Annotated in this window: 18 protein-coding genes and 1 riboswitch; of the genes, 5 read left to right on the forward strand and 13 right to left on the reverse strand. The window is 72.5% G+C overall.

Features of this window, described 5'->3' with window-relative positions:
• Window positions 1-33 precede the first annotated feature (33 nt).
• The gene (locus Apa02nite_RS16440; RefSeq protein ID WP_203825720.1) at window positions 34-945 is read left to right on the forward strand and encodes a MarR family winged helix-turn-helix transcriptional regulator; all 912 of its coding nucleotides are present in this window, start codon (window positions 34-36) and stop codon (window positions 943-945) included.
• Here Apa02nite_RS16440 and Apa02nite_RS16445 read toward each other — a convergent pair.
• The gene (locus Apa02nite_RS16445) at window positions 890-1459 is read right to left on the reverse strand and encodes a DUF1349 domain-containing protein (protein WP_203825721.1); all 570 of its coding nucleotides are present in this window, start codon (window positions 1457-1459) and stop codon (window positions 890-892) included. The two genes, Apa02nite_RS16440 and Apa02nite_RS16445, sit on opposite strands and share 56 nt — an antisense overlap.
• Window positions 1460-1495: 36 nt before the next feature.
• On the opposite strand from Apa02nite_RS16445, the gene Apa02nite_RS16450 reads away from it, so the two are divergent.
• Entirely contained in the window at window positions 1496-2422 is a 927-nt protein-coding gene (locus tag Apa02nite_RS16450; RefSeq protein WP_239164352.1) for a phosphotransferase, read from the forward strand.
• 144 nt (window positions 2423-2566) lie between these two features.
• On the opposite strand, the gene Apa02nite_RS16455 is transcribed toward Apa02nite_RS16450, so the two are convergent.
• The 5 genes from Apa02nite_RS16455 to Apa02nite_RS16475 form a co-directional block, all read right to left on the reverse strand.
• Window positions 2567-6595: a serine protease gene (locus Apa02nite_RS16455; RefSeq protein WP_203825722.1), complete on the reverse strand. Its 4029-nt coding sequence runs from the start codon at window positions 6593-6595 to the stop codon at window positions 2567-2569.
• A 4-nt stretch (window positions 6596-6599) separates the two neighbouring features.
• Complete coding sequence (locus tag Apa02nite_RS16460) at window positions 6600-6989, reverse strand: CU044_2847 family protein (protein WP_203825723.1); 390 nt, start codon at window positions 6987-6989, stop codon at window positions 6600-6602.
• A gap of 132 nt (window positions 6990-7121) precedes the next feature.
• Window positions 7122-7436, reverse strand: a complete 315-nt coding sequence (locus Apa02nite_RS16465) for a hypothetical protein (protein ID WP_203825724.1) — start codon at window positions 7434-7436, stop codon at window positions 7122-7124.
• 87 nt (window positions 7437-7523) lie between these two features.
• Entirely contained in the window at window positions 7524-8288 is a 765-nt protein-coding gene (locus Apa02nite_RS16470) for a lysophospholipid acyltransferase family protein (protein ID WP_203825725.1), read from the reverse strand.
• A gap of 36 nt (window positions 8289-8324) precedes the next feature.
• Window positions 8325-9029, reverse strand: a complete 705-nt coding sequence (locus Apa02nite_RS16475) for a DinB family protein (RefSeq protein WP_203825726.1) — start codon at window positions 9027-9029, stop codon at window positions 8325-8327.
• Window positions 9030-9062: 33 nt separating this feature from the next.
• A riboswitch (guanidine-III (ykkC-III) riboswitch) is annotated at window positions 9063-9130 on the forward strand.
• 20 nt (window positions 9131-9150) lie between these two features.
• Between Apa02nite_RS16475 and Apa02nite_RS16480 the strand changes: the two genes are divergently transcribed.
• Together Apa02nite_RS16480 and Apa02nite_RS16485 are read left to right on the forward strand one after the other, a co-directional pair.
• Complete coding sequence (locus Apa02nite_RS16480; RefSeq protein ID WP_203825727.1) at window positions 9151-9468, forward strand: DMT family transporter; 318 nt, start codon at window positions 9151-9153, stop codon at window positions 9466-9468.
• Window positions 9469-9606: 138 nt separating this feature from the next.
• Window positions 9607-10155, forward strand: a complete 549-nt coding sequence (locus Apa02nite_RS16485) for a GNAT family N-acetyltransferase (RefSeq protein ID WP_203825728.1) — start codon at window positions 9607-9609, stop codon at window positions 10153-10155.
• Window positions 10156-10222: 67 nt separating this feature from the next.
• On the opposite strand, the gene Apa02nite_RS16490 is transcribed toward Apa02nite_RS16485, so the two are convergent.
• From Apa02nite_RS16490 to Apa02nite_RS16505, 4 genes are all read right to left on the reverse strand, one after another.
• On the reverse strand, window positions 10223-10597 hold the full coding sequence (locus Apa02nite_RS16490) for a hypothetical protein (protein WP_203825729.1): 375 nt from the start codon (window positions 10595-10597) through the stop codon (window positions 10223-10225).
• Window positions 10598-10618: 21 nt separating this feature from the next.
• Window positions 10619-11161, reverse strand: coding sequence for a GNAT family N-acetyltransferase (locus Apa02nite_RS16495; RefSeq protein WP_203825730.1), 543 nt, complete (start codon window positions 11159-11161; stop codon window positions 10619-10621).
• Window positions 11162-11222: 61 nt separating this feature from the next.
• Entirely contained in the window at window positions 11223-11579 is a 357-nt protein-coding gene (locus Apa02nite_RS16500; protein WP_203825731.1) for a GntR family transcriptional regulator, read from the reverse strand.
• Window positions 11579-12958 (reverse strand): MFS transporter, encoded by a 1380-nt coding sequence (locus tag Apa02nite_RS16505; protein WP_203825732.1) that lies wholly within the window; start codon window positions 12956-12958, stop codon window positions 11579-11581. Before Apa02nite_RS16505 ends, Apa02nite_RS16500 begins: the two co-directional genes overlap by 1 nt.
• Window positions 12959-13200: 242 nt before the next feature.
• Between Apa02nite_RS16505 and Apa02nite_RS16510 the strand changes: the two genes are divergently transcribed.
• A complete protein-coding gene (locus Apa02nite_RS16510; protein WP_203825733.1) occupies window positions 13201-13650 on the forward strand; it encodes a hypothetical protein in 450 nt (149 codons plus the stop codon).
• A gap of 105 nt (window positions 13651-13755) precedes the next feature.
• Here Apa02nite_RS16510 and Apa02nite_RS16515 read toward each other — a convergent pair whose 3' ends face one another.
• From Apa02nite_RS16515 to Apa02nite_RS16525, 3 genes are read right to left on the reverse strand one after another with little or no spacing between them, the layout of a single operon-like run.
• A complete protein-coding gene (locus tag Apa02nite_RS16515) occupies window positions 13756-14241 on the reverse strand; it encodes a hypothetical protein (protein WP_203825734.1) in 486 nt (161 codons plus the stop codon).
• Entirely contained in the window at window positions 14238-16046 is a 1809-nt protein-coding gene (locus tag Apa02nite_RS16520) for a dynamin family protein (RefSeq protein ID WP_203825735.1), read from the reverse strand. Before Apa02nite_RS16520 ends, Apa02nite_RS16515 begins: the two co-directional genes overlap by 4 nt.
• Window positions 16034-17569 carry a dynamin family protein gene (locus Apa02nite_RS16525; protein ID WP_203825736.1) on the reverse strand — a complete coding sequence of 512 codons (1536 nt, stop codon included), beginning with the start codon at window positions 17567-17569 and terminating at the stop codon, window positions 16034-16036. Before Apa02nite_RS16525 ends, Apa02nite_RS16520 begins: the two co-directional genes overlap by 13 nt.
• Window positions 17570-17616: the final 47 nt, after the last annotated feature.

Genomic DNA, 17616 nt, shown 5'->3' on the forward strand with positions numbered 1-17616 from the left:
TTTCTCTGACCTGAGTCAACTATCGTGGGGCGGGTGGACGAGATCGAGCGGATCCGCGCCTTCAACCGCTTCTACACCCAGCACCTCGGCCTGCTCACCGACCGCTACCTGGACCAGGACCGCCCGCTCGGGCCGGCCCGGCTGCTCTACGAGATCGGGGACCGGGCCGACCTGCGGGACCTGCGCGCCCGGCTCGGTCTGGACGCCGGGTACCTGAGCCGGCTGCTGCGTACCCTCGAGGACCACAACCTGGTGCGGGTCGGCCCGCACCCGGCGGACGGCCGCGCCCGGGTCGCCGCACTGACCGAGACCGGCCGCCGGGAACGCGCTGACCTGGACGAACGATCCCGCCGGGCGGTCACCGACGCGCTCGGGAACCTCACCGCGGAGCAGCGGGCCGAGCTGGTCGCCGCCCAGGCGACGGTCCACCGGCTGCTGCGGCTGGCCGGCACGGTGATCGCTCCGGTCGATCCGGCCGCCACTCAGGCCCGCACAAGCCTGCTCCGGTACGCGGTGGAGCTCGCCGAACGGTTCCCGGAGGGCTATGACCCGGCGACGCTGACCGCGCCCGGCGACGTCGACGGCACGATGCTGCTGGCGACCGAGAACGATCACACGATCGGCTGTGGTCTGTGGACCCGGCTGGCCCCGGGGACCGCCGAGCTGCGCCACCTGTGGGTCGCCGCCGAGGCGCGCGGGCTCGGGCTCGGTCGTCGGCTGCTGGCAGCCCTCGAGGCGGATGCCGCGGCGCACGGGATCACCGCGGTGCGGCTGGGTACCCACGCGGCGCTGACCGAGGCGATCGCGCTGTACCGCGGGGCCGGTTACCTGCCGATCGACGACTACAGCGACTCGCCGTACAACCAGCTCGCCTTCGAGAAGGTGCTGATCACTCCAGGTTGGCGCGGGGGATCGGCGGGCCGATCCGGAAGTCGCGGAACATGACCTCGAGCCCGGCGCGCTCGGGTGAGCAGCACATGACGCCGACGTCGAGGGTTTCCGGCAGGTCCAGGTGTCCGAGACGGATCAGCTGCCAGATGCCGTCGGGTGCGGCTCGGTGCACGCAGACCGCGGAGCCGAAGCGGGTCAGGCGCAGGGCGAGCTCGTCGCGGTGCTCGGGCACCGGCACGACCGACAGGTCGGAGTCGTCGCGGGTCAGCACGGTGCTCAGCTGCACGGCGCCGGAGGTGACCTCGAGACCGGTCTTCAGCCAGGTGCGCTCGTCGGCGCGCAGCATCAGCCCGGCCTGGTCGAACAGCGCGGAGTGCCCGGCGGAGACCACCACCTCGGCGGTGAAGTCACCGGTGACCGGGCGGTGGTAGAAGTGCCCGTTGTCGGTGACGTAGCCGTAGAAGGTGCGGCGCCAGAAGTCCGTCTTCAACCCGGTGACGACGCGGATCACGCCGGCCTCGTCGGACCAGGACGGCGGTTCGTTGAGCCAGGACATGCGGTTCGGCATCGCGTCAGCTTATGGGCGTCCATACCATCTCGTCTCGTGCGGGACAGGCCGGTGGGGTTGGACGAGCGCGATCTGACGGCGGCGCTGCTCGACGGGTGGGGCATCACGGCCGGTGACCTCGCGTACCTGCCGGTGGGCGCGGGGAGCTATCACTGGGCGGCCGGTCCGTGGTTCGTGAAGGTCGACGATCTGGGCGTGGACTCGCCGTCGCGGGTGTTCGAGGATTTGCGCCGGTCGTTGACCGTGGCGCTGCGGCTGGGGCTCGCGTGTGTGGTCGCGCCGGTCGTGGCGGTGGACGGGTCGGTGGTACGGCGGCTCGGTGATCGTTTTGCGGTGGCGGTGTTTCCGCTGGTGGCCGGGGTGGCGGGGGAGTTCGGGCCGCACCGGGCGGAGGATCTGGGCGAGGTGGCCCGGGTGCTGGCGCAGGTGCACGGGGCGACGCCGGCGGTGGTGGATCTCGCGCCGCGTGCGGATCTGCGGCTGCCGGGGCGGGGTGGACTGGAGGAGGCGCTGCGGGTGGTCGAGGTGCCGTGGACCGGCGGGCCGTATGCGGAGCGGGGGCGGGCGGTGTTGCGTCGTCATGCCGGGCTGGTCCGGGACTGGCTGGCCGAGTTCGATCAGCTGGTGGCCGGGGTGCGGGGGACGTCGGCGGGGTGGGTGGTGACCCATGGCGAGCCGCATCCGGGGAACGTGCTGCGGACGGCGGACGGGTTGCGGCTGATCGACTGGACGACGGTGCAGATCGCGCCGGCGGAGCGGGATCTGTGGATGCTGGGCGAGGGGCTCGAGGAGTACACGGCGGTGACCGGTCAGGTGGTGTCGCCGGTGGGGATCGCTCTGTATCGGCGGTGGTGGGTGCTCGCCGATGTCGCCGCTTTCACCGCTGACCTTCGCGGGCCGCACGGTGCCGGGCGGGACTCGGCAGCGGCGTTGCGGTATCTCAGCGGTTATTTCGAAAGGTGAGGCGCTAAAAGGACGGTGCGGTTACATCCTAGAATCCTAGGATGGCCTAGGGGCAGTGCGGCGAGCCGCACCAACAGCAGAACGACGGCTTCGCCGACAGGCCGGACAATTGGTTTTGCGGGCCGCTGACCTGTCGCCGGCCCACTAGGTGTTGATCAGCGTGAGCAGCCGGGCGCACTCGGACCGGCCCGCGATGCGGGCGATCGCCTTGCGGTAGAGCAGCACGTCGGCCAGCACGTCGAAGCGGCTGCCGCGGGCGTGTTCGGTCAGCCACCGGTCGATCAGGGTCCACGTCTGATCGTCGCTCAGCTCGTCGAGGCGGCACGACAGATGCCCCCAGGCGTGTCCGCGCAGGGTCGCGGTGCCGAGGTTGCGGTGCACCTGCGCCGCCCACTCGACGATCTCCGACGGGTCGAGGAGGTAGAGCAGGTCGCGGATGAGCGGCCGGACGTCGGGGGCGAGGAGGCGGACGAGGAACGGGGTCCACCCGTCGGCGCTGCCGGCCAGCCAAGGGCTGTCCGGCGGGAACGGGTACACCGAACCGCGCTGCGACGCGATCTCGCGCAGCCGGCCGATCCGGGTCTGAATCTCGGCCAGCGCGGCGTCGCGGTGATCGCCGGGCGGCCGGCGGGTGACGGTGGCGAGCTGGCAGAGGGCGAACCACGGCCCGGATCCCGATCCGGGCTCCAGCCGGGGGCCGCCTGGCGGGTACCGGCGTTCCCCGCCGGGCGGCGAGGCTCCCCAGTACGCGGCGGTCCACCACGCGGTCAGCGGCGGCTGATCCGGCGGCTCGTCGAGGTGTTCCGCCGGAAGGTAGGTGTTCAGCAGCCAGCCCAGCTCGCCGGACACCTCGGAGGTGCGGCCGCCGTGGACCTCTTCGAGCACCACCTCCGCCTCCCGTGGGCTGGTGGCCGCCCGGCGGGCCAGCAGTTCCTTGCGGGCCCGATGGAATGTGGCGGCCGCGGCGATCGGCATGAGGTCGCGGGCCTGCTCGAGGGTGAGGTGCTCCGCGGCGGCGGCGACGAGCCAGGTCTCCGCGCCGGTGCGTTCGATCAGGTCGACGATCAGGTCGACGCAGCCCGCGCGGACCATCGCCGGCACGGCCGGTATCAGCTGGTTGAGACTGTCGGTGAAGGCCTTGAGATCCTGCGGCGCGGCTCCGGCGATCTCGGCGGCGGTGTCCTGCCGGGCCGGTGGGTCGAGCAGCGGGAGCAGCTGCGCGAGGCAGCACAGCCGATTCGCGCCGGTCAGCTCCGCGCGGACCCAGGTGGCGACCTCGTCGGCGTCGGCGGCGGGCAGCACGCTGAGCAGCCCGTCGTAGTTGATGCCCGGCAGGAGTGCCTGCTCCTGTTCGTACCGGCTCATTCTCGCCGCCGGATCGGGGCCGAGCCGATCGAAGAGCACCCATCGGATGATCGCGCTGACCTGGTCCTGCGGCATCCAGGGCGCGGCTGCGACGAATGCGTGGTGCTGCAGGTGGTTCAGGTAGACGAAGGGGGTGTCGCCGTACCCTTGCTGGCGGTACCGGTCCAGCGCGTCGATCAGGAAGGCCGCCGGCTCGGTGAGGCCGAGCCGTTCGGCGCGCTGCGGGTGCAGCGTCGCGGTGAGATGACCGATCGCGTACGTGTCGTCGTGCTCCTGATCCGACTCGGTGATCTCCCGGACCACCGTGGCGAGCGCGCCGGCGGCCAGGTCGTCGGGCATCCTCGCGATCAGTTCGGTCAGCGTCCAGATCGCGACGTACCGGCGGGAGTCGTGACCGTCGGGCAGTCGGAACGCCGCTTGCAGGGCTTCCGCGACGTGGCCGAGCTCGTGCAGGCGTACCGCCCAGGCGGAGATCGCGGCGGCGAGCTCCTCGGAGTACGTGTTGCGTTGTGCCTCGTCGAGCAGCTGTTCCAGCGCGGGCAGGTCCTCGACGGGGATGACCGGCGCGAGGGCGGCCACCCCGTACGCCCGATCGGAGAGCCCCGGGTGGGTGGTGGTCGCGAGGTAGCCGAGGGCTCGGCCGGGCCGCCACAGCCCGTGGCGGACCAGTGCGGCGGCGAGCCCCGCGGACATGCCGGTGCCGAGGGCGCGCTGTTCGGCGGCGATCTCGGCGGCGCAGATCACCCGTTCCGGAAGTAGCCGGGGTTGCTCGCCGCGGGTGCGGCGCTGCTGGTCGAGGCGGCGGGCGTGACTCGCGACCGTCTCCACGTCGGCGCGGAACGCCCCGATGTCGTCGCCGGCGGCGTCCTTGACCCGCCGCCACAGCGGACCGGCCAGCTGCGGCGCGTACGGATGGAAGGTGTCCTGCGACGTCAGGTGGCCGGCCAGGTGCCGGGCCAGGTAGGTGGGCACCTCGCCGGGGGACACCTCGCCGGTGTGCAACCGGTCGAGGGTGTCGACGCCCCACGACACGAACGCCTGCCGGTACTCCGTGGTGGAGCCGTCCTTCTCGAGACGGTCCCGGAGCATGTCGGTGATCACCTGGTGGGCGACGACCACGGTGCCACCGGTCCGGCCGGGGAGCACGAACCTGCTCAGCACGGTGAGGGCCGCGTCGACGCGTACCGCGTCCAGGGGTTGCCGCAGGCGGCCCGCGAGGGTGAGCAGGTCCGCGCGGGTGAGCGGCCCTTCGGCGATGACGAGGATGCGCAGCAGCCGCTCGGCGTCGTCGACGCGGCTCTCACCGTGCCCGGACCAGAGTGTGCGCTGTTCCTTCCACCAGGCGGCGAAGAAGCCGGCGAGCCCCGGCGGGGTCCGGGCGGCGTTCGCGGTCCAGGCGGCGAGCTGGCCGCCCGGCTCGGCGGGGAGCGCCTGCAGGTGCAGGGCGACGGTGACCGGCTCGCCGTCGGTGAGCGACCACAGCCGGGCCGCGGCCGCGTCGAGGTCGGCGGCCGGCGCGTCCGGCAGTGCCTGGCGCAGCAGCCCGGCCATGGCGGGCGCGCCGAGGCGGGACAGGGTGGTGGTGCGCGCGGCGGGCAGGCCGAGCTCACCGGTCCAGGCGGCAGCGTTCGGGTGTTCACCGGTGTGCCGGGCGGACAGCAGCAGCCGGACCCCGGCGCCGGGGTGCTGCGGGAAGAGCCGGGGCCCCGGTGTCCAGCCGGCCGCCTCGTCGAGCGCGTCGACGATCACCACGATCCGGGTGCCGGGCGGCGCGGGCCGGCTGAGCAGGGCACGGACGCTCTGGCGGGCGTCGGCGGCGCTCATGGTCCGGTCGTAGCTCTCCTGGTGCACCCGGCTGAGCCGGTGCACCAGCGCGAGCAGCGTCTCGCGGGCCTCGTTCGTCTCGTACCGGACGCTGATCGGGACCAGCACGACGTGCAGGTCGCGGCGGGCGGCGATCCGAGCGGCCCAGCGCACCAGCAGGGTGCTCTTGCCGATCCCGGCGGGTCCGCTCACCAGGTGGTGCGGCGGCGCGTCCGGCTCGGCGAGCCATCCGTCCAGGGCGGCGAGGTCGTCGTCGCGCCCGGCGAACGGCAGATCACCGCCGGGGCCGCGCAGCTGGGCCGTGACGAAGTCCTCCACCGCGAGCCGGGACGGGGCCTGCAGGTCACCGGCGAGGTCGAGCGCCGGTGCCGAGACCGGTCGCAGCGCCGGCCAGCGGGCGGTGATGTCGCTGACGCGGGTGGCGTAGACGACACCGCCGACCGCGGTCTCCGGGTCGTCGTCGGACTCCTGCATCCAGCGGGCGACGCCGACGGCGACCGGGCCGGCGGGGGTGCGGGCCAGCGCCGGTGCACCGCTGAACCCGCGGGGCCGGACCCCGCCGATCAGCTGGTCGGCGTAGAGCTGCAGCACCGTGGTGCCGGCGCCGATGACGCTCTGCTGTTCGACCCGGCATGGCAGGGTCCGCGCGGCCACCGCGGTGATCCGGTCCAGCGGCCAGCCGGTGACGTCCACCGCGGCCTCACGCGGGGCGTCGTCGTCGCGTCCCAGCGCCACCGGTGACCAGCCGGCGGGCAGCCGGAACGGCGGCCGGAAACCGAGCAGCGCCACGTCGGTGACCTCGTCGTCCTGCAGCAGGACGACGGGGGCGGTGAGGTCCGGCGCGAACCTGACGGTGATCGGGGCCCCGGCGGGCCGGTCTCGGACACAGTGCCGGCAGGTCAGCAGCAGGTCGTCGGTGACCACGAACGCGGTGCCGCGCGCGCGGCCGCTGATCCGCAGTTCACCGATGGCGGGCCCGGCCACGACGTCACGCCCTCGCGGTCCATTGGATGGCCACTTTGAACGCGGCGGCGGTCTTGCCCTTGCAGACCACGATGCCGGTCTCGGCCTCCAGGTTCAGGCCGAATTCCATGCTGACCTGCGACATCTCCCAGCGGCCCGGTTCCGGCGCCGGCGGGGTGTCGCGTTCCAGGGCGGCGCGCAACCGCTCGGCCATGCCGGCGACGGCGGCGCCGATCTCGTCGGCCCGAGTGCTGAAGCGTTCGAGGACGTCGACGGCGCCGATCTCGCCGCGCCGGTCGGGGCTCGCCTCGACCTCGATGCGGACCAGCTCCAGGGACTGCCCGCCGTCACCGGCGTCCGCAGTGCCGACGGCGGCGTCGGCGAGGATGCGGCGATAGTTGATCGGATCTGACATGTCGGCCACGGTTGTCAGCTATACCGCAGCCACCGTCCGTGTCCTAGCAGGAATGCGTCACCGTGCGCGGCGGGGCGATCCGCAGGCGGGCGCGGCCGGACCTGGGCGGTGTGCGGTGGCGGGGCGCGGGTGTCACGGGCCCCAGTCGAGCTGGGCTTCCGGGACGCCGACGGACCGGCCGTACGAGATGGTTTTTCGGCGGGCGGCGGTGTCGCCCACCGCGTACTGGAAGACGCGGCCGGCGAAGACCACGACGTGCCCGGTGCCGGAGCGGAAATCCGCATACCACCCGCCGTCGGCGGCGAGGCCGGCGCTGAGCGCCGCGGCCAGTTCCTCGGCGCGCTCGTCGGGTGCGGTGACGTCGAGCAGGGTCCAGACCGGTGGCTGGGCGGGGCCGGGCTCGGTGACGCTGACCCGGGAGACCCTGGTCAGTTCGAGGCCCGGCACCGCCAGCGCGGCGCCGGGACGAAGGCTTTTCGGCGATGATGCGTCCCTTGACCATGCCGTGGATCCTGCCACCGGGGTACGACGGTTTCAGGGGCGTGGCCGGACCCGGGAGGTGTCCGGGGGACGGGTCGTGTCGACGTACCTCGGGATCTGCATTTCGCCGGTGCGCAGCGGCGCGAGAGCCGCGTCGATCCCCTCCATGATCAGCCGCGTGGCGTGCATGGCCTGGGCGCCGGGCGTGCCGGTGGTCGCGGTGAGGTCCACCGGGGTGCCGAAGTGGACCTGGACCATCGGCCGGCGCAGCAGGGCGCGCAGCAGGGCGCGGCCCATGCCGGTCGGTGCCGCGTAGGGGAGCACCGCGTGGGCGCCCCATTGGGCGACCGGCAGGACCGGCGCGTCGGTCATCGCGGCCATCCGGGCGGCGCCGGTCTTGCCGCGTTCCGGCCACATCCACGGGTCGAGGCCGATCCGGCCCTCGGGGTAGACCAGCACCGTCGCGCCGTCCTTGAGGGCCTGCGCGGCGGCCGGGAGGGCGTCGGCGGCCCGGCTGTCGCCGCGGTCGACCCGGATGTGCTGGCAGGCGCGCATGGCGGCGCCGACGATCGGGGTGTCGAACACCCCGCCGGTGATCATGATGCGCGGGGCGATGCCGATCTTGTGGCAGGCGGCCACCATGATCAGCGGGTCGAACGGGCTGACGTGGTTGGCGGCCAGCAGGACCGGGCCGGCGCGTAACTCGGCCGGCACGGTCCCGGTGACCCGCAGGCGGCACAGTGGGAGGATCACCACGCGGGACAGGGCGAGCAGGAAGCGCCACAGCAGCGGCGGTCGCCAGGTTGTTGACGTCTCCATAGGCGGGCCATGATGGCACGCCGGTGCCACGGTCAGCTATCGGCCGGTCAGCGCGTCCAGGTCGCGTTCGGCGAACAGGCGGTGCTCCCATTCCTCGCTGAGGATGGCGCCCAGGCAGCGGGTGATCGGGTAGCCGGCCGGGTCGGGGTAGCCGGGGGCGTCCACCGGGGTGGTGGTGGCGCTGAGGTCCAGTGCGGGGTCGTCGAGAACCCGCCGGACGGTGGCCATCCGGTCGGCGCGCAGTGCGAGGATCTCGTCGAGGGTGGGCCGGGCGCCGGGGTCGACCGGGACGGTGCCGGCCGGCATCTCGTCGTGCGGCAGGCCGAGCGGGGACCACGGGGCCGGCTGGCCGAGGACGGCGCGCAGCACCCAGGCGTCGGTGGCGAACACCAGGTGGCGCAGTGTCTCGATGAACGACCATTCGCCGTCGACGCGTTCGTCGAGCAGTTCCGGGCGCAGGGTGCGGGCGCGCTCGACGGTGCCGGCCCAGAGTCGTTCCAGGATGGTCCAGGCCTCGCGGTAGCCGGCCGGGTCGGTGGGGGACATTTTGGCGCGGTCCGGGTAGCGGCGGTTGAGTTCCGCCTCGACCAGCGGCGCGACCTCGACACCGTTGACGGTCAGGCCGGTGATGTAGCCGTCGATGTCGGTGTTTTCGAGCACCGCGCCGCGGATCAGCGCGCCGCTGAGATCGACGTTGCGGAACCGGGCGTTCTGAAGGTTTTCATTGATGAACTCGATCACCTCGTCATCCTGCCGGTGGTGCTACCTTTTGTCACGGCGCCGCGACGCGGCTGCTCCGGACGAGTTGCGTGTCGTACCCGGCCTGACAAGACGACCGCCTTTTCATCGAGGTGAGTCAGTCATGGCATGGATGGTGCTCGTCGTCTCCGGTGTGCTGGAGACCGTGTGGGCGATCGCTCTGGACCGCAGCGCCGGGTTCTCCCGCCCGGCGCCGACCGCGGTGTTCGGCGTCGCGATCGTGCTGAGCATGCTGGGCCTGGGGTATGCGTTGCGGACGATCCCGGTCGGTACCGGCTATGCGGTCTGGGTCGGTATCGGGGTGGTCGGCACCGCGCTGATCGGGATGGTCGCGCTCGGTGAGAGTGTGTCGCTGCTGCGTGTCGTCTGCTTGCTGCTGCTGGTGGTCGCCGGCGTGGTGGGATTGAAGTACGCCCACTGACCGCTGTCCGATCTCGTCCTAGAATCCTAGGACGCTCTAGAGGTAGTGCGGCGAGCCGCACCGAGCAAACCCCACCCAAAGGACGGCTTCGCCGACATCCATAAAGATTTTGTTTTCGTACGGAGGTCAGGAGCCCCCATGTCGTTCACCCATCGCCTCGCCACCCGTGCCGACCTGCCGGACCTGCTCGTGGTGATCGAAGCGTCGATAGCGGAACTGCAGAAGGAGTTCCTGGACGTCGCGGAGATCACCGCCAGCCGGGCGATCATGGGGTTGGACACGGCGCTGATCGACGACCGGACGTATTTCGTGGTCGAGTCCGCGGGCCGGATCGCCGGCTGCGGCGGGTGGAGCCGGCGGGCGACGCTCTACGGCGGTGATCACTCGGCCGGGCGGGACGCGGCGCTGCTCGAGCCGGGCCGGGATCCGGCGAAGGTGCGGGCGATGTACACCCACCCGGACTTCGCGCGCCGGGGTGTGGGGCGGCTGGTGCTCGGGCTGAGCGAGGCGGCGGCCGCGGCGGAGGGGTTCACCGTCCTCGAACTGATGGCGACGTTGTCGGGTGAGCCGTTGTATCGGGCGGCCGGGTTCGTGCCGGTCGAGCGCCTGGTCGACGATGCCGGTGGCGCCGCGGTGCCGCTGGTCCGGATGCGCAAGCCGATCTCCGCGGATCTGCGCCGGGTGTGAGGTCGCTGCCGGGCCGCGCGTTGCGTTCGACCCGGTGGACGGTGCGTCCTCGCAGCAGCAGGACCGGTCACCAGTCGCGCCAGCTGTCGGTGAGCTCGGCGCGGTCGATCCCGCGGCGGGTGGCCAGGGCGGTGACGTCGATGCCGGCTCTGTCGAGGACGTGGTCGAGGTATTCGGCGAGCTCCTCGCGCTCGATGGTGTCGATGCCCTCGTCGGCCTGGTTGAGGGCGGTGACGACGTGCTCGACGGTGGCCCAGATCTGCTCGTCGGTGGCGGCCGGGGTGAGGGCGCGGACCTCGGCCTCGTAGCCGGCCAGGGCCTGGTCGACGGCGGCGATGAAGGCCGGGTCGATGTCGACGGCGTAGGACTCGCCGGGGCGCACACCGGCGGCCTCGGCCGCGGTTTTCGCGTTCTGCCAGGTCTGGCTGGGGCGTTCGGTCATGCCGGGAACCCTAGCGGTGCCCTACGACATTTCCGGTCGGCCGGGGATCAGGGCGGCGGTGTCCGGCCAGGCCATGCGCAGCACCTGCGGGGTGCCCTGCAGCACGCCGGCCGGGGCGCCGTCGAAGCGGGTGGTCTCCACGACCGTGGCGCCCATCGCCCGGTAGAAGCTTTGCGCGGGCTGGTTGACGGCGAACACCCACAGGTACAGCGGGCTGCCCGCGCCGATCGCGGTGGCGGCGCGGGTCAGCAGTTCCCGGCCGAGGCCGTGGCGTTGCCGGTCGTGCGCGATGTGGATCTCGTCGATCTCGGCGCCCCACTGCGGGTCGGAGCCGGCGACGAAGTGGACGAACCCGGCGAGGTGGCCGTGGTCGTCGGCGACGATGGTGCGGCGCGGGCCGGGGACGCTGAGCCGGCGGGCCCAGACCGGCAGGCGGTCGGCGAGCGGGTCGCCGTCGAGGAACGTGTCGGTGAAGCAGCCGCGGAAGTGGCGTTGCCAGCTGTCGGCGTGCAGGGCCGCGATCGCTGCCGCGTCGTCCGGTCCGGCGGGGCGATAGATCGTCATGAGGGGACCCTATCGGCTGTTTTCCGCTGTATGTCACCCGCGTCCGTTTGGCGGTGGCGGTTCAGATCCCCAGGGCCGCTTTGACCAGGGCGAGCGCGGTGTCCGGCGGGATGCCCAGGGCGCGGGTGCTTTCCGCGTACGCGATGGCGGCGGCCTGGGCCCGCCGCGACGTCCCGGTGGCGCGGGCGGTGACCACCGTGCCGAGCCGGCCTCGGGTTTCGACGAGGCCGGCCTGTTCGAGTTCCTTGTAGGCGCGGGCGACGGTGTTGGCGGCCAGCCCGAGTGTGGTGGCGAGGTGGCGTACCGGCGGCAGTTTGGTGCCGGCGGCCAGGGTGCCGTCGGCGGCGAGTGCCGCGATCTGGGTGCGGACCTGCTCGTAGGGCGGGTCGGCTGCGTCCGGGTCGATGGTGAGGTTCATCAGACCAGTGTCGGCGGGGTGTTGCCGGCCGCGACGATGGCGCGCCGGATCGGGACCAGGGCCAGCAGGACGCCGCCGACGAGGAAGAACACCACGAGCGAGACGATGCCGAGGCGGTAGCTGTCGGTGAGCTGGAAGACCAGGCCGAACAGCAGCGGGCCGAGCCAGCTGGTGCCCTTGTCGCTGATCTCGTAGAAGCCGTAGTACTCGCCTTCGCGGCCGTCCGGGATGAGCTGGGAGAACAGGCTGCGGCTCAGGGCCTGGCTGCCGCCGAGGACCAGGCCGATCCCGGCGCCGAGGATCATGAAGGGGATCGGGGCGCCGGCCGGGAGCCAGAACGCGGCGATGACCACGCCGAGCCACAGGGCGAGGCTGATCAGGATGGTGTTGCGGGCGCCGATGCGGGTGGCGAGCGCGCCGAGCAGCAGGGCGCCGCCGAACGCCAGGAACTGCACGATCAGGATCGTGATGATCAGGGTGGACTGTTCGAGTTTGAGTTCTTCGGTGCCGAACTGGCTGGCCAGGGTGATCACGGTCTGGATGCCGTCGTTGTAGATCAGGTATGCGCCGAGGAAGGCCAGGGTCAGCGGGTAGGTGCGCATGTGCCGGATGGTGTGCCCGAGCTGTTTGAACCCGTCGGTGAGTACGTTGGCGCCGGGGCTGGTGGCGGCGTCGGCGCCGGGGCGTTCGCGCAGCCAGAGCAGCGGCAGGACGGTGAACGCGGCCCACCACACGCCGGCCGAGACGATCGACCAGCGGGCCAGGTCGAGGGTGCGTTGCGGGTTGCCCTCCTCGCTGAGCGCGGTGACGGCGACGAGGTTGAGCAGCAGCAGCAGGCCGCCGCCGAGGTAGCCGATGGCCCAGCCCTTGCTGGAGACCCGGTCGCGCTGGTCGGGTTCGGCCAGGTGCGGCAGGAACGAGTTGTAGACCACGACGGCGGCGCCGAACGCGATGTTCGCGATCAGGAACAGGATCCCGCCGAGCAGGTAGCGCTGGCCGGTGACGAACCCCATGGCGATGGTGGCGGCGGCGCCGACGAACGCGGCGCCGGCCAGCAGCGGTTTCTTGCGCGGCGCCCGGTCGCAGATCGCGCCCATCACCGGCAGCACGAACACCGTCAGCAGTACGGACAGCGACACGACGTACGGGTAGAAGCTGCCCGCGGCCACGGTGAGCCCGAGCGGGTGCACCACGGCGTTGCAGTCGTCGGCGTCGATCGCGCAGCCGGCGGCCTGTTCGGTGACCGTGGTCAGGAACGGGCCGAGGAACACGGTGATGACGGTGGTCTGGAACGCCGAGTTCGCCCAGTCGTAGAGGTACCAGCCGTGCCGCTCGCGTTTACCGGCGGGTACGGGTGTCGGCGTGCCGGTGACGGCCATCGTGTGCGCTCCTGGGTGTGGGTCGGTGCGCGCACATGATGCCATCCGCGCGCCCGTGAGGGGACCCATGACGTGGTGCGGAATTCCCTAACGGATGCTCAGGTGCCTGGAATTCAGGCGGCGTTCACCGCCCGGTGGAACGTGCCCGTCGCATCGAAGGCCCTTGCGTGCAGCATTGCTCAATGACAAGGTGTCGTTAAGGCAGTGGCGCTGCGACTAGTCACGGAAGGGTGGGGTGGAACATGAAGGTCACCCGGATCGCCTATTCCCATCACCTGAACACCGGCAAGTACCTGGCACTGTCCGAGCAAGCCCGGCGCCTTGGACGGGTCCGTTCCGAGGTGTGGCAGCGGTACGGGTCGTTGGCGGGACTGGGGCGGACCGATCGTCAGATCCGCGACCAGTGGCTGGCCGACGGCACCTACCGTCAGTTCGGTGTTCTGACCACACCGTGGAAGGAAACCGTCCGCAGCGTCATGGATGACATCGCCGCTGCCCGGGCCCCGGCCGCTGGGCCACGGATCGATTCCTGGCCCGGCAGATGCGCAAGCATTGGCGGCGCGGTCACAACCGGACGTATGACCAGATCGTCGTGCGGGCTGATGACTGCACCACGAGGACCGATCCCTCCGGTCGACTGTGGCTCTCCGTTCCGGGTCTTCACCGTGGCCAGCGGATTCGCATCCCGTTGAACACCACCGTGGCACCGGCGGGAACTTTGCGACTGATCGTGGCAGCGGGCCGGGTCGAGGTTCACTACCAGGTCGATGCGGCGGCCATCCGGAAGCAGACCCGGATCACTGTTCACCGGGTGTCCACCAGCGAGCCAGGGCGCTGATCGCGGGGTCGTCGGAGGCGGCCAGGGTGGCCCACGGGTCGGCGCCGTCGGGGATCTCGACGCCGGCGTGCGCGGCCAGGGTCAGCGGGTCGACGGTTTCCAGCGGCGGGGTGTAGGTGTCGGCGCTGCCCAGGGTGGTGGCGTCGACCCAGGGGAAGCCGTCGACCGGTTCGGGCAGGTCGCCGACGTCGAGGGCGGGCGGGAAGTCGTCGGTGGCCGGGACGGTGTCGTGTGCGTCGTCGGGCAGGTCGTGGCCGTCGTCGTCGAGCGGGTCGTGGTGGGTGAGGTCGTGGTGGTCGAGCTCGGGCAGCTCGTGCAGGTCCGGGTCGTGGTCGGGTACCGGCACGTCGGGGAGTTCGTGGGTGTCGGGCAGGTCGTGGGTCTCGCCGAAGTCGGGCAGCCCGTCATCGTCGTGGTGGTCGAACCCGCCCCAGTGGTCGGTCATGATGACTGCCTTTCGTCGTCGATCGGTGCCGGTGTCAGGGCGCGTGCCCGCAGCAGGGCCTCGTCGGCCTGCCGGAGTCGTACGCGGACGGTGTCGAGTTCGTGCTGGGCTGCGGCGCGCCGTTTGGCGCGGCCGGACGCGTCCTCGGCGGCGGCCGCGTCGATCTCGGCGATCTGGGCGTCCAGGTCGCGCAGCCGGCGCTGGGCGGCGTCGTCGAGGGCGACGGAGAGCGCGTACTGCAGGTCGGTGAACCGGACGGTGATCTCGTCGGCGAGGGCGGCGCGGGCTTCGGCGAGCACGTCGCGCAGCCAGGTGCGGGCGTGCTGGCGGTCGCTGTGCACGCGGCGGCGGTAGAGCACGTAGCCGCCGGCGGCCAGGCCGAGGCCGAGGCCGGCGACCGGGACGAGCAGGCCGCCGGCGACGCCGAGCACGGACATGCCGAGGGCGGCGCCGCGGCCGGCCATGAACGCGATGCCGCCGGCGGACAGGGCGATGAGCATGTTGTCGCCGGAGCCGTCGCGCGGCGGGGTGGCGGCGAGCACGTGCCGCAACGTCGCGTTGATCTTGCCGAGGACGGCGTCGCGGTCGTCGGCGTCGACCGCGCTGGTCAGCACGGTCTCGGCGACCTGACCGAAGGTGATCTCGAGGCGTTCGGAGAGTTCGGCGGCCAGGGCCTGCAGGTGCAGGTCGAGGTCGTCGGGCAGTTTGGCCAGTTGGTCGCCGCGCAGTTTCTCGATCCGGACGCTGAGGTCCTGCTGGATCTCGGCGGCCCGGCTGCGCAGGGCGCCGACGGTGGCCACCCGGGCGCGCTGGACCTCGGCGTTGAGCAGCAGGGTCCACTGGCGGGCCTCGGTGCGTTTGCGGGCGCCGAGGTCGGCGCGGTCGGTGCGCAGCTGGGCCTGGCGGGCCGGGTCGGCGGTGGCGGCCTGCACCTTGGCGTCGGCGAGGGTGTCCAGGCGGGCGAGTTCGCCGCGGGCGGCGCGCAGCACGTTGGCCAGTTGCAGCTGGTGGCCGCGGCCGGCGAGTTCGATCAGGGCGTGTTGCAGGCCGGGGATCTGCGAGGCGTCGGCCAGTGTGCTCTGCTGGGCGCCGGTGGCGGCCAGGGCGAGTTCGGCGAGCCGGGCGGAGACCGGGAACCAGGGTGCGGCGGCGAAGCGGGGGGCGTGGGCCTGCAGCAGGGCGCGGTTGTCGTCGGCGATGCGCCGCCACTGCGGATACGCGTCGATCTTGGTGAGGGCGAAGACGACGGCGTCGACGCGGGCGGCGGCCTGGGCCAGGAAGTCCAGTTCGGGCTGGGACAGCGGGGCGGACGCGTCGGCGACGAACAGCAGGGCGGTGCCGCGGCGCACCGCGTCGAGGGCGACGGTGGCGTGCACCGGGTCGAGGCCGCCGGCGCCGGGGGTGTCGAGCAGGCTGAGGTACTGCAGCAGCGGCGCGGGGTGGGTGACCTCGATGCGGCGGGCGCGGCGCCGGCCGGCGGCCCAGTCGGCGAGGTCGTCGACCGGGACCGGTTCGCCGCCCTCGGGCAGCCAGGCGCGGGCGGCGAAGGCCGGGCCGGGCACGAAGTCGAGGAACGCGGCGGTGGTGACGGCGGCGTCGACCGGTGACAGCCCGGGCACCCCGAGCAGTGCGTTGACCAGCGAGCTCTTGCCGCGTTTGGTTTCGCCGACGACGACGATGCCGGGGCGGGTCAGCTGGATGCGGCGCAGTTCGGCGAGGTCGGCGGCGGCGTCCATGTCGGCGGTGCGCAGGTAGGCGAGGGTGTCGCGGACGGCGGCGTCCATGGTGGCGGTCAGGTCGCGCACGGCCGCGCCCCCTGCTCGTGCTGGTCGGATGCTGATCGGATCTCCTGGGCCAAGAGTTGGAAGCCGCGGTGTGCGACGTGGGCGAGGCGGGCCTGGGCGGGTCCGGCGCCGTCGACGGCGTACGCGCGCCAGCGCCCGGCGGCGGTGATCGCGGCGGTGGCCAGGTCGGTGTCGGCGGCCTGGGGCAGGTCGAGGATCCAGCGCGGGTCGGTGGAGGTGGCCAGCCGGACCAGTTCGGTCTCGCGGTCGGCGGGCAGCCGGACGGCGCCGGTGGCGGCGCGCTGGGCGGCGTCGAGCAGTCGCAGCCGGTGGTAGGCCGGGTCCTGCAGGACCTGTTCCATGCCGTCGCGGACCCGGGCGCGCAGCTGCGGTTCGCCGGTGTGCCCGGCGATGCGTTCGAGGCGGGTCAGCGCCCAGCCGGCTTTGATGGCGTCGGAGCGCCAGCCGAACGACTGGTCCAGGCGGTGCCGCAGCCGGGGCATGCCGGACGCGGCGAGCAGGCGCCGGACGAGTTCGCCGGTGCCGAGGCGCGGTTCGGCGGCCAGCTGGGCGCAGGCGAAGCCGATGCCGTACAGGTCGAGGCGGGTCAGCAGGCGTTCGCGGTGTTCGGCGCCGACCGGGGCGGGCTGGCTGCGGAACAGGTCGACGGAGATCAGCAGCAGGCTCAGTTCGGTGCCGGGCAGCGCGGCGAGCCGGGCCAGGGCGTCGCGGTCGGTGTCGGTGAGCCGGCCGGCGCCGGCGGTCTCGGCGAGCAGCCCGGCGATCGGGACGACGTCGCCGACGGTGCGGCGCAGCAGGTGCGCCTGGGACGCGGCGAGGGGCCCGGCGATCGGCCACGGGTCGTCGGCGCCGCCGGCCAGGGTGTCGATCTTGCCGAGGACGCCGATCGCGTTGATCGGGCTGGCCGCGAGGCGGGCCGACGCGTCGTGGAAGGCGTTCAGGGCGTGCAGGTCGTCGGCGCGCACGGCCTGGGTGAACACGTAGATGACGGCTTCGGCGGCGGCGACCTCGGCGGCCGAGCCGGCGTCGATGCGGTCGTCGAACGGGGCGTCGCCGACGACCTGCTGGGCGCGTTCGCTGGACGCGACGTCGGTGGAGGACAGCCCGGGGGTGTCGACGACGGTGAGGGTGCGCAGCCGGTCGTCGGTGAGGGTGACGTCGAGGTAGGCGATCCGGGTGGCCGGGGTGCCGAGCCGGGCCGGGATCATGCCGTCGTCGTCGAGGGGCAGGCTGTGCCGGGCGCCGTCGCGGGTGACCACGTCGATGCGGTCGGCGGGCCCGTACCGGAACCGGGTCACCACCCTAGTGCACTCGCCGGCGGCGGTCGGGGCGACGCGCCTGCCGATCAGAGCGTTTACTAGTGTCGACTTTCCGGCTTTCAGACGCCCGGCGATCGCGACGCGTAACGGCTCGTGGAGACGGTTTTCGATCTGTCGTAGCTGGCCACCAGCCTGGGAGCCGAAATCCGTGACGATCTCATGACACAGCGTAGCCAGTCTGGCGCTGAGGGGTCCGGTCACCACGACTCGTCAGCTGAGCACACCGTCAGCGACAATGTGCAGAACGCGGC

Source organism: Actinoplanes palleronii, from assembly GCF_016862315.1.
GTDB classification, from domain to species: domain Bacteria; phylum Actinomycetota; class Actinomycetes; order Mycobacteriales; family Micromonosporaceae; genus Actinoplanes; species Actinoplanes palleronii.

What these genes read in the sequence shown, in the direction of transcription:
- Apa02nite_RS16445 (WP_203825721.1), bottom strand. Translation starts at nt 1,459, where the DNA reads ATGCCGAACCGCATGTCCTGGCTCAACGAACCGCCGTCCTGGTCCGAC.
- Apa02nite_RS16460 (WP_203825723.1), bottom strand. Translation starts at nt 6,989, where the DNA reads ATGTCAGATCCGATCAACTATCGCCGCATCCTCGCCGACGCCGCCGTC.
- Apa02nite_RS16470 (WP_203825725.1), bottom strand. Translation starts at nt 8,288, where the DNA reads ATGGAGACGTCAACAACCTGGCGACCGCCGCTGCTGTGGCGCTTCCTG.
- Apa02nite_RS16480 (WP_203825727.1), top strand. Translation starts at nt 9,151, where the DNA reads ATGGCATGGATGGTGCTCGTCGTCTCCGGTGTGCTGGAGACCGTGTGG.
- Apa02nite_RS16485 (WP_203825728.1), top strand. Translation starts at nt 9,607, where the DNA reads ATGTCGTTCACCCATCGCCTCGCCACCCGTGCCGACCTGCCGGACCTG.
- Apa02nite_RS16490 (WP_203825729.1), bottom strand. Translation starts at nt 10,597, where the DNA reads ATGACCGAACGCCCCAGCCAGACCTGGCAGAACGCGAAAACCGCGGCC.
- Apa02nite_RS16495 (WP_203825730.1), bottom strand. Translation starts at nt 11,161, where the DNA reads ATGACGATCTATCGCCCCGCCGGACCGGACGACGCGGCAGCGATCGCG.
- Apa02nite_RS16500 (WP_203825731.1), bottom strand. Translation starts at nt 11,579, where the DNA reads ATGAACCTCACCATCGACCCGGACGCAGCCGACCCGCCCTACGAGCAG.
- Apa02nite_RS16505 (WP_203825732.1), bottom strand. Translation starts at nt 12,958, where the DNA reads ATGGCCGTCACCGGCACGCCGACACCCGTACCCGCCGGTAAACGCGAG.
- Apa02nite_RS16510 (WP_203825733.1), top strand. Translation starts at nt 13,201, where the DNA reads ATGAAGGTCACCCGGATCGCCTATTCCCATCACCTGAACACCGGCAAG.
- Apa02nite_RS16515 (WP_203825734.1), bottom strand. Translation starts at nt 14,241, where the DNA reads ATGACCGACCACTGGGGCGGGTTCGACCACCACGACGATGACGGGCTG.